8 protein-coding genes and 3 pseudogenes are annotated in these 9,279 nt (G+C 55.8%); 2 read left to right on the top strand and 9 right to left on the bottom strand.

Annotated elements, in window-relative coordinates; translation table 11 throughout:
- Window positions 1–483 (bottom strand): annotated as a pseudogene (locus ELY33_RS06745) (TonB-dependent receptor); the annotation flags it as partial.
- Window positions 484–735: 252 nt separating this feature from the next.
- Here ELY33_RS06745 and ELY33_RS18425 point away from each other — a divergent pair.
- On the top strand, window positions 736–810 hold the full coding sequence (locus ELY33_RS18425; protein WP_479694254.1) for a hypothetical protein: 75 nt from the start codon (window positions 736–738) through the stop codon (window positions 808–810).
- Between the two features lie 9 nt (window positions 811–819).
- Here ELY33_RS18425 and ELY33_RS06740 read toward each other — a convergent pair.
- From ELY33_RS06740 to ELY33_RS06705, 8 genes and pseudogenes are all read right to left on the bottom strand, one after another.
- Window positions 820–1,377: pseudogene (locus tag ELY33_RS06740) on the bottom strand (tyrosine-type recombinase/integrase); the annotation flags it as partial.
- Window positions 1,378–1,504: 127 nt separating this feature from the next.
- A complete protein-coding gene (locus ELY33_RS06730) occupies window positions 1,505–2,041 on the bottom strand; it encodes an MFS transporter (protein WP_279629872.1) in 537 nt (178 codons plus the stop codon).
- An 18-nt stretch (window positions 2,042–2,059) separates the two neighbouring features.
- The gene (locus ELY33_RS18215) at window positions 2,060–2,194 is read right to left on the bottom strand and encodes a hypothetical protein (protein ID WP_279629871.1); all 135 of its coding nucleotides are present in this window, start codon (window positions 2,192–2,194) and stop codon (window positions 2,060–2,062) included.
- A 99-nt stretch (window positions 2,195–2,293) separates the two neighbouring features.
- Window positions 2,294–3,097: an ABC transporter ATP-binding protein gene (locus tag ELY33_RS06725; protein ID WP_126945801.1), complete on the bottom strand. Its 804-nt coding sequence runs from the start codon at window positions 3,095–3,097 to the stop codon at window positions 2,294–2,296.
- Entirely contained in the window at window positions 3,094–4,092 is a 999-nt protein-coding gene (locus ELY33_RS06720) for a FecCD family ABC transporter permease (protein WP_167470052.1), read from the bottom strand. Before ELY33_RS06720 ends, ELY33_RS06725 begins: the two co-directional genes overlap by 4 nt.
- An 8-nt stretch (window positions 4,093–4,100) precedes the next feature.
- Window positions 4,101–5,093 carry a FecCD family ABC transporter permease gene (locus ELY33_RS06715; protein WP_126945795.1) on the bottom strand — a complete coding sequence of 331 codons (993 nt, stop codon included), beginning with the start codon at window positions 5,091–5,093 and terminating at the stop codon, window positions 4,101–4,103.
- A complete protein-coding gene (locus ELY33_RS06710) occupies window positions 5,090–5,947 on the bottom strand; it encodes an iron-siderophore ABC transporter substrate-binding protein (RefSeq protein WP_126945792.1) in 858 nt (285 codons plus the stop codon). Before ELY33_RS06710 ends, ELY33_RS06715 begins: the two co-directional genes overlap by 4 nt.
- Window positions 5,948–6,092: 145 nt before the next feature.
- Complete coding sequence (locus tag ELY33_RS06705; protein ID WP_126945789.1) at window positions 6,093–8,324, bottom strand: TonB-dependent receptor plug domain-containing protein; 2,232 nt, start codon at window positions 8,322–8,324, stop codon at window positions 6,093–6,095.
- Between the two features lie 176 nt (window positions 8,325–8,500).
- Between ELY33_RS06705 and ELY33_RS18365 the strand changes: the two are divergent.
- Window positions 8,501–9,234, top strand: a pseudogene (locus ELY33_RS18365) (transposase family protein); the annotation flags it as partial.
- Window positions 9,235–9,279 lie beyond the last annotated feature (45 nt).

Raw genomic sequence — 9,279 nt, 5'->3', positions numbered from 1 at the left:
ATTGATATAGCCTACGTCAGAAAGGAATTTACCAGCCTTTAGCGTCAGGTCGGCAGGCAGTTGGCGCGTGCTGAGGTAAGCTTCTTCCAGCTCGATATCGTCTTCGCTGAGGGAAACCACAGCCGTACCATTCAAGTAGTGGCTGCTGCCTTGCACAACAACTTCCGAATGGCCCAGGTTAAAGCCATCTTTCAGTGCGTGGCCTTCGTGTCCGTGGCCATGATCGTCATGCCCGTGGTCATCGTGCCCGCCGTGGCCAAAACCGGCAGGTGAATGCGCTTCACCGGAAAAGCGGTTGTGGTAGATGCCTTCCAGCGTCAGGGAAATATCCAGGTTGAATTGCTGATCCTTGTGGCCGTTGTCAGCATGTTCAGACGCATGGTCGTGATGGTCGTGGCCCTGATGATTATCTGCGGCCCATGAAGGTGTTGCCATGAGCAGGGCGCTGGCGAGCGAAGTGAGCATAAAAGGAAAGCTAGGCATGCAAAAATTCCGGAGTGTTTTCGAGGAAGAAAGGTTGCGGGAAAAAGCTAAGGAATTGAATGTTATGTTATTACATAATGTTTATCAACTGTACCTTGCTTTCTTCTTATCCTGCATCGATTCGGTTTTCTATGATCGAGAAAGCTCGATTCCATCCCTAAGCTAAAGCATTATTAACCCACAGTGGGAGGCTTTGAGCCTGTATGCGTGAGTGCTAACAGGCCATGTTTGGCTGGGTAACGACGGACCGATATGGGCCGTCGTTTGTCCCTATCAAACTTCTGTCTGTTCTGCCATTTCCAAAGCATCATCTACCTCTATCCCTAGATATCTGACGGTGCTTTCCAGCTTCGTATGACCCAGAAGTAATTGCACTGCCCTCAAGTTTTTCGTGCGACGGTATATCAGCGACGCTTTTGTACGACGCATCGTGTGCGTGCCATAGGTTGAGGCATCTAAACCTATTTCGGTGACCCAGGCTTTCACGATACGGGCATATTGGCGCGTGGAGAGATGCTTTGCGCTGTTGATTCGGCTGGGAAACAAGAAGTCTTCGTTTCTGAGTTGAGCAAGCTGTATCCAGTCCATAATAGTGATACGAGTTTGCTCGGTTATTTCGAACTGGACGGGTCGCTGCGTTTTTTGCTGCATCACAATGGCCCGTGGGGATATACACGCACCATGTGCTATATCCCGTACTCGCAAATTTACGAGGTCGCAGCCCCGTAATTTGCTATCGATGGCTAAATTGAAGAGGGCGAGGTCTCTCGTTTTTTTGGCAAGCTGTAGGCGAACAAGGATGGCCCAGATATCTCTAAGACGCAGTGGTGCCTTCTGCCCAACCAACTTGCCTTTATTCCAAGGAGTAAAGGAGATTTCAGTCGAAAAGTTCATGGCAAGATCCTCCATCTGGTGGAGGTCAAAGAATGGCTCAATTCACGCTCGTAATGTACTAAGGTTAGTTAATGATCGATGTCGACCCTTAGCGGTCTTTTAGCACCTATGCATATACATAGCAGTCTCATGCACTTGGAAACGCTAGGTGCCTGAGAATCTTGCTGAGTGGCCATGTGATGACTCCAGTCAGATAGCGCGCTGGTTGACGCGGGCGTAGAGCTGCTCCGCAGACTCCTTGCGTTTGGAGTCGCGGTCGATGAGTGCCTCGCTGCGCCCACCCCAGCAAGGCGACCCCCAGCAGCGGACCGGCGACCGCACCAATACTGTCGGCGGCGCGGTGAAAGTCGAAGACGCGGCCACGTGTTTCCGGAGACACAGCCTGTATCACGATGGCGTCACGCAGCGGGCCACGCAACCGTTTACCGAACCAGGACACGACGCGGCCAAGCAACAGCAAAGGCCATCCGACGGCCAGGGCGATCAGCACCTGTCCCACCGGCGTCAGGCCATAACCGGCCAGCACCAGAAGCTTGCGATGCCCCAATTTGTCGGCGATGTAACCTGAGAACATCTTGGTGAAAGCGGCCACCGCGTCGGCGATGCCTTCGATAATGCCGAGCGCAGCGGCAGGGACGCCCAGCACCGCCAGCAAGCCCGGCAGGATAACGGTGGTGGTCTCTTAGCAGAAATCACCCAGCGCGCTGGTGATGCCAGTGCCAACGACGGTGCGATTCAGCCATCGGTTCGGTGGCGAGGTGGTTTCGGTGGCCGATGAGGCATAACTACTTTCATTCCTTTCAGATCCCTTTTGCACGGCTACACCTCGAACGTGGCAAATACAGGAAAAAGACAGGCGACTTCAAATCGCTAAAGGCGCGCCATGAAAGCACTAAACATGATGTGAAGTCGAAAGTCAGGGTTCGAGATCGGGCCCGCTGAAATAGGCGGCATAAGGTAAACACAGAGGGGTTCCCCTACGCGGGTCTGAGATGAGGTCTGATTCGACCCCGAAAACCCGGCGCAGCATCTGCGCCGTCATTACCTCCGCTGGCTTGCCGTCGGCGGCAATTGATCCTTGATTAAGCACAACCATGCGATGCGCGATTCTCGCGGCCTGATTGAGATCGTGGAGTACAATGACAATCGTTCGGCCCTCTTCGACATTCAGCCTCTCGACAAGCTGCATCAACTCAACCTGATGAGCCATATCCAAAAAACTGGTTGGCTCGTCAAGCATCAACACATCGGTCTCCTGCGACAGCGCCATGGCAATCCACGCGCGCTGTCTCTGGCCACCCGACAGGGATCCCAGCATGCGGTCGGCAAACGACGTCATCCCGGTGAGTCCCAGCGCTCGATCCACCGCCGCGCGATCCTCTGGACCCGAGCCTTGAAAGGCCCGGCGCCAGGGGTGGCGCCCATAGCCTGCGAGATCGCGCACGCTAAGCCCCATGGGGGCTTCGGGAGATTGTGGCAACAAGGCCAACCTGCGGGCGACAGCCCGTGCTGACCAAGATTGAATCGGCTTACCTTCCAACAGCACTTCGCCGCTTTGTGGACGCAGAATTCGCGACAGGGCCTTAAGCAACGTTGATTTACCTGATCCGTTCGGTCCTACGAGCGCCGTGATTTCGCCCGGTATGATCGAAAGCGACAAATCGTTGAGCACTGTCTCGTTGTCGTAGTGAAAGTGAAGGTGGCGGGCTTCGATCGTCATCCTTTCTTATCCTTTCCATTCCACATGAGCCAGATGAACCAGGGCGCTCCCAGAGCAGAGGCAACAATCCCGGCTGGCAATTCTAGCGGCGCAAAGACAGTCCGGCCGATAAGATCAGCAGCAACCGTTACCGCTGCTCCGCAAAGCGCCGCCAGCGGCAGCGCCACCGCATGTTTTGGCCCGACCATAAGACGTGCCATATGGGGCGCAACAAGGCCGACAAAGCCGATCCCGCCGGAAAAGGCCACTCCCGCCCCCGCAAGACCCACTGCGATTGCAGCAACACGCAGCCGACAGCGATCGACCGCAAGCCCTCTGCCCGCCGCGGTTTCATCGTCAAGCGATAATAAATCAAGCCGCCGGGTCTGTGCCGCCAATGCCAACGCCAATATTGCAAGCCAAGGGGCCAGTGTGGTGCTCGCGGACCAGCCAGCCCCCGACAGGCTACCGGATAACCAGACCACAGCCGCACTGTAAAGCTGTTGATCAAGACCCATGGCAATTACTAGCGTTGCCGCACCAATCAACGCGTTCATGCCAATCCCGGCAAGCAGCAGGCGCACGGGTGCAATCGCACCGTCCCGCTGCGCGGCTACAGCGGTGACGAGTGCCGCGAAGGCTGCGCCCGCAAAAGCGGCAGCCGGTCGCCAGTGAGGCTCGACTGCAATGCCATGGGACTGCAACCAGATGAGGCCCGTCACCGCAAGACCCGCTCCGGCGGTCAGCCCCAGAATGCCGGGATCGGCAAGTCCATTCCGGGTGATCCCCTGGAGAACCGCCCCTGCGAGCGCCAGCGATGCACCGGCAAGCGCTGCCAGTACCAGACGCGGCAACCGTATCGACCAAACGATTAGCGAAGTGCCCGGATCGCTCGTGCCTAGGAGCGCGCTGAACAGCGCAGGTGGATCAATGTTCATTGATCCAGTCCCAAGCGATAACGTTGCCAACGCCAAAAAGACCAGCCCGACGATGAGAATAGGTGAAGCAGTTTTCATAGTTTTCGTCATAATACCCGCGCGCTGCGTCGCGCTATCCAGATCAACACGGGTGCGCCAATGAGCGCGGTCAGAAGACTCACTGGCGTTTCGTGGGGCGGGTTGAGCGTCCGTGCAGCAAGATCAGCCCCAACCAGCAGGGTGGCTCCGATAAGCCCGGCCATTGGAATAATCCGACGATAATCCTGGCCAACTATGAAGCGTGCGAGATGTGGAGCAGCCAGCCCGATAAAGCCGACTTGCCCGGCAATGGCGACTGCGGCACCGGCAAGTAACAGCGTTGCGACGGCGGCAACGGAGCGCGTCAGGATGACTCGCGCCCCCAGCGCGGCAGCGACATCTTCCCCCAACGATAGAAGCGATACGGCAGGGCTGGATAGCAACGCAATCAGCAGTCCGATCACGATCCAAGGCGCTGCCAGGCCGAGTTCATCCCAGCCCACTCCCTGCACACCGCCAGCTGTGAAAAAAAGTACATCCTGAGCGATTTCGCCAACGATCACCACACCACTGCCTATCGCTCCCAGCAGCGCTGACACCGCAGCACCAGCCAGTGCTAGCCGAAGCGGCGCTGACGCACCTCCCGCCGCCAGCCCCAGCCCGAGTGAAAGCCCCACGCCAATACCGGCCCCCAGGAAAGCACTGACGATCAGCGCGACAAAAGAAGCTCCGGGCGCAATGACCAGTGTGCAAGCCAGCCCCAAACCAGCACCCGCATTCAATCCCATTAATGTGGGGCTGGCCAGCGGGTTGCGTGTTACTCCCTGCATCAACGCCCCAGCAACGCCCAGTGCAGCTCCAACCATCATCGCGGCCAGCGCACGGGGCACGCGCAGATCGCGCATAACCAGATGATCAGTGTTCCTCGGATCAAAGCCGTTCAGCACTTCCAAGAGCGTTGTCGCGTCAGCGCTTCCTGCCCCCTGTGTTAGCGATAGGGCAAAAATGCTAATCATAATCACCAGCACTAATAATACTCGCAGTGACTCGCGAAGTATCATGCAGACAGTCCAAATATAGTGCCGATATCATCGAGAATACGCCCAAAACTGATCGGCCCGATAGACTGATTCCACCATGCCATATTTACGCGATGAACTTGTCCGGCTTGCACCGCTGGCAACCGGCGCCACAATTCAGTTTGCTCGATTGAACTCATGCGCGCCTCGTCTTCCGCCATAAGCAGCAGAACATCGGCGTCGATCTGCGGGATGATCTCCATTGAAATGGTAATATTCTTTTTATCTGTCGGGGTCAGCGTGTGGGGCACTAGCCCAAGGTCGTGGTACATCACTAATCCTGCCCGCCGCTCACCACCGTAAATCCGAATATCTTTCTGACGCACCCGCAAAAGCAGCACCGTGGGCCGGCGCCCGCGATTGCCAAGAGATTCACGCATGTTCGCGACTCGCCGATCATAGGCACTGATCGCCTGTTCAGCCTCAGCTCGCCGACCCAGCCCGTTCGCCAATGCTGTCATAAATTCGCGCCAGTCGTCTGCCGGCTCGTTCAGCAGCAACGTTGGCGCTATGGACTCCAGCAAGGAGGCCTCGGTGGCAAACCGAGCAGCCTGACCGACAATGAGATCAGGCCGTATACCAATAACCGCCTCGTAATCGGGCGCACTGTGTAATCCAACCGAAGCGACATCGCCCAGTGCGTCTGCCAGGTGCGGCGGTGGTGCGCCGCCAGCACGCATCGGCATGGCCACAGGCGGCAATCCCATCGCAGCCAGCATTTCCGCAAAAAAAGCGTCGAGGGCAACGATACGCTTTTGATTTTCCGAAACGGCCAGATCGCGCGGGTCGCGAAGTACTCGGGCATAAGCCCAAGGGGCCACTAGCCCGAGGGCCATTGCCTGAACCAAGGAGCGTCGGAGAATATTCAAAATGAAATTAACCCCGGATTGTCTATTAAAAATTCGGGCAAGATTAACAGAAATCTTGCCCGAAAGCGGTTTCAATCACCCACTTCAAATTGGGAGACTGCAAAAGCAGCTTTCAAAAGGTCCAGTTCAGGCGTGCAAACACCGCTTGGTAAGTGGGCTCGCTGGTGCGGGTAGTAGAGATAACTGCGCCACTGTTATCCAGAATCTGATCGACCCGGTCTTCAGTCTGGCCGAGCAGATTAGTGATGCTTAACGACAAGTTCAGGCCATCGGCCAGCTCGGTATTGCTGGATAGATCAAGCCGTGTGCGTGACTCAATAGACTGGTCAAGAAAACCGCCGCCGGTGAGCCGTTGAGTCTGATCAACTGACGTGGTGTGATTTACGGCAATGCCTAGTGTCGTGTTCCAGGGCGCAACAAAGTAATCGAGACCGAGGTTCCCGAAGGCATCTGGTTGATTGAAGAAAGGCCGAGAACCGCCGTTGATTTCATCAACGCTGGAGTCGGTATAACCTGCGTTGCCCCAGAGAGTAAAATCATTAAGGCCAATGCTATCAAGTGGAGCACGCGCTGAAAGTTCAATGCCTCTAGCTCGGGCATCGCCCACGTTCTGTGGGGTGGCGACAAATCGATTGCCGTCTTGTTCAGTCACCTTTTCGATTTTATCCTCAAACATCCGCTCAAAAAGATTGAGCGAAACATGGCCACGATCATTGGCAAAATAATGGTCTACACCCAGGTCTAGGCCCCAGATAGATTCCGGATCCTGCTGTGGATTACCCCGAATATCAGGATCAGCAGCCGTGCCGTCTTGTTCATCGATAGATGGCGACAGGTCGCGCAAATCCGGTCGCCGCAGTGTGCGCGCTACGCCGATTCGCAGATCTGTCTGTGGTGTTGCGCTAAACACCGCATTAAGCGATGGCAACAGAAAATCGGCATCATTGGCGTTTGATTCGCCAAAAAAATCCGTCGTTTCGGTTTCCGAGTTTTCAAGGCGCAGGCCACCAGTGACTTGCAAGTTATCACGCACTTTCCACACATCTTCGGCAAAAGCGAAAAGGATATCCTCATCGATTTGGAATATCCGGTCTTCGCGCGGAGGACGCTGCGACCCGTTGCGAATCTCGCCGTTTGTTTCATCATGCCCGCGCAACTCTGCACCAACACCGAAATTCAATAAATGGTCATTGGCTTGCACTTGTAGAGTCGCTTCCGGGCGGGTCATTTCCAGTTCAATGAGTTCAGTCCGCTGGCGTTCCCGGTTCACACTGCCATCAGCGTTGAAGCGCGTTTCATCACGCTCGGTGTCGGTCTCTCCGCGTTGCCAATCGAGATTCAGGCTCAACTTGGCGGACTTGGTAACATGGCGTTGCCAGCCGGCGCGAAAGCCATAGCTCTCACGTACACGCTCACGGTTCTCGTTACTCACCCGGTCACGCGTTATTTGATCCGCTTCCAAATCAGTCTCGATGTCATCACGAAATTCCGTGGTACGCAGATAAAACGGGTCAAGTTCGAAACGCCCCATTTGTTCGGTTTGCAGCGCCAGCCGTGGCATCAGATTGACCTGGTCAAAACGACGCTCGTTGAGTTCGAGGGCCCCACCATCGGGTGCTCCACTGGCGTCGAACTCGAACTCATCCTTGCTCTCGCTGCGGCGGAAGCGCTGCAGGGAGCCCGCCAGCATAATGTCCAAAGGCCCCGCCGTGGTGGCAGTTGAAAAACTCAGCTCACCCTGTTCGCCATTGCCCTCCAGATGACCAGCACCAACCGAAAGCTCGGATTGTTGCATCTCATCGACACCATTTTTCAGTACAATATTCACCGTGCCTGCGGCGCCCTGGCCCGGCAGGCTGGCCCGCGGCGAGCGTACAACCTCAATCCGTTCTACCAGCCCGGTGGGGATTCGGTCGACTTCAAAACCGCGCCTGGATTCACCATCAATCATCGGGCGCCCGTTAACCAGTACCTGGGTATACTCTCCTGGCAGGCCCCTCAAGCGAACTTCACGCGAGCGGTTGGCACCGTCGTAAGTGACACCTGGCACGCGCCGTAAAGCATCCCCCAGAGCTTGCTCGTTATATTGCTGTAACTGCTCCGCTGTGATGACTTCAATTGAATTAGGCGCTGAAGCCTTCAGCTGTACCGCACGCTGCGCCGATGTATCCACCTCACCGAATACGGTAATTGGGTTCAACATCTGGGCGTCTTCGCCTGATTGCGTCGGCGAGGGCGTGGCCTGAGCCAACGCGAGCTGGGTAGGGCCGGTTATAAGAAATGACAGCACGACAAGCGTAGAGTGAGAAACAGAGCGCGGAGAAAGGCTAAACTTCATTTTCATGTAAATCCCTTGGTTTTTAAATATTAATTATTATCATTCCTATTATAGCTAACACTTGAATGCGGTTGCAATCCTGTTCCTAAACTCTCTACCTTTGAGATCGAAATCTATAAATAATTATAACTAATTGATATTAATTATATAATTCTACTATCATCGTTCGCCATGATTGTTCCATGCCCAATATCAAATTCCGCGCTAGCAGTCGCACCCTCACCAGTCAGTTGGCCTCCCGATCATTGGCCAGGGTCCCGAAATCGTCGGCGTCGACAGTATCGGCCGCCGCTTCCCCACCACGCTGGGCATGCGCACCGAGACTTGATCCACGACCCTGCTGTCGCTGGCCGAGGTGCCCATCACCGCCGAAAAGGCCATGTCTGATTGAACATAGACATCTTCGTCATGGACAACAGCAACTCCAGCAAAGAAGGAGTCTCGCGGGCCTATCAAAAGGTCGATGGCTATACTTTGATCGCTGCCTACCTCGGCAACGAAGGGGCATGCCTGGGCCTGGAGGTGCGCCCCTGCAATCAGCACCCCGGCAAGCAGCACCCTTACCATGAAGGAGAGCAATGCCCTCCTGGTAAGAGTGCCGCGTGCCCGAGGCTTGACCGAGCAACCGATCTTGCTGCGAGAAGACAGCGGCTTCGACAGCAAGGCTTATCTGGCGTTGATTGAGCAGCACCGCCAAGCGTTTGCCGAAGACGGTCGAAATTTCGACTATATCGTCAAATGGAACCCACGCGGCGTGGCCACAGCCATGGCCGACCAGGATACCTAGCGTGTGGAGGCTGTCGACTATTGGACAGTACAGCGCCTGGTGGAGCGCATCGCCGATAGCGATGGCCAACTGCTGCTCGAACCGGCGTATGAGCTGGAAGGCTGGTGGAGATGCATGACAAAACAGCCTTCGATGCCGACCGACGCAACAAGAGTCGGCCCTAGCAGGCATGTG

Origin of the sequence: Vreelandella andesensis, from assembly GCF_003989795.1 — a bacterium.
Lineage (GTDB): Bacteria > Pseudomonadota > Gammaproteobacteria > Pseudomonadales > Halomonadaceae > Vreelandella > Vreelandella andesensis.
Note: the sequence above shows the minus strand (reverse complement) of the source record. Positions and strands in the feature narration are given on the sequence as shown.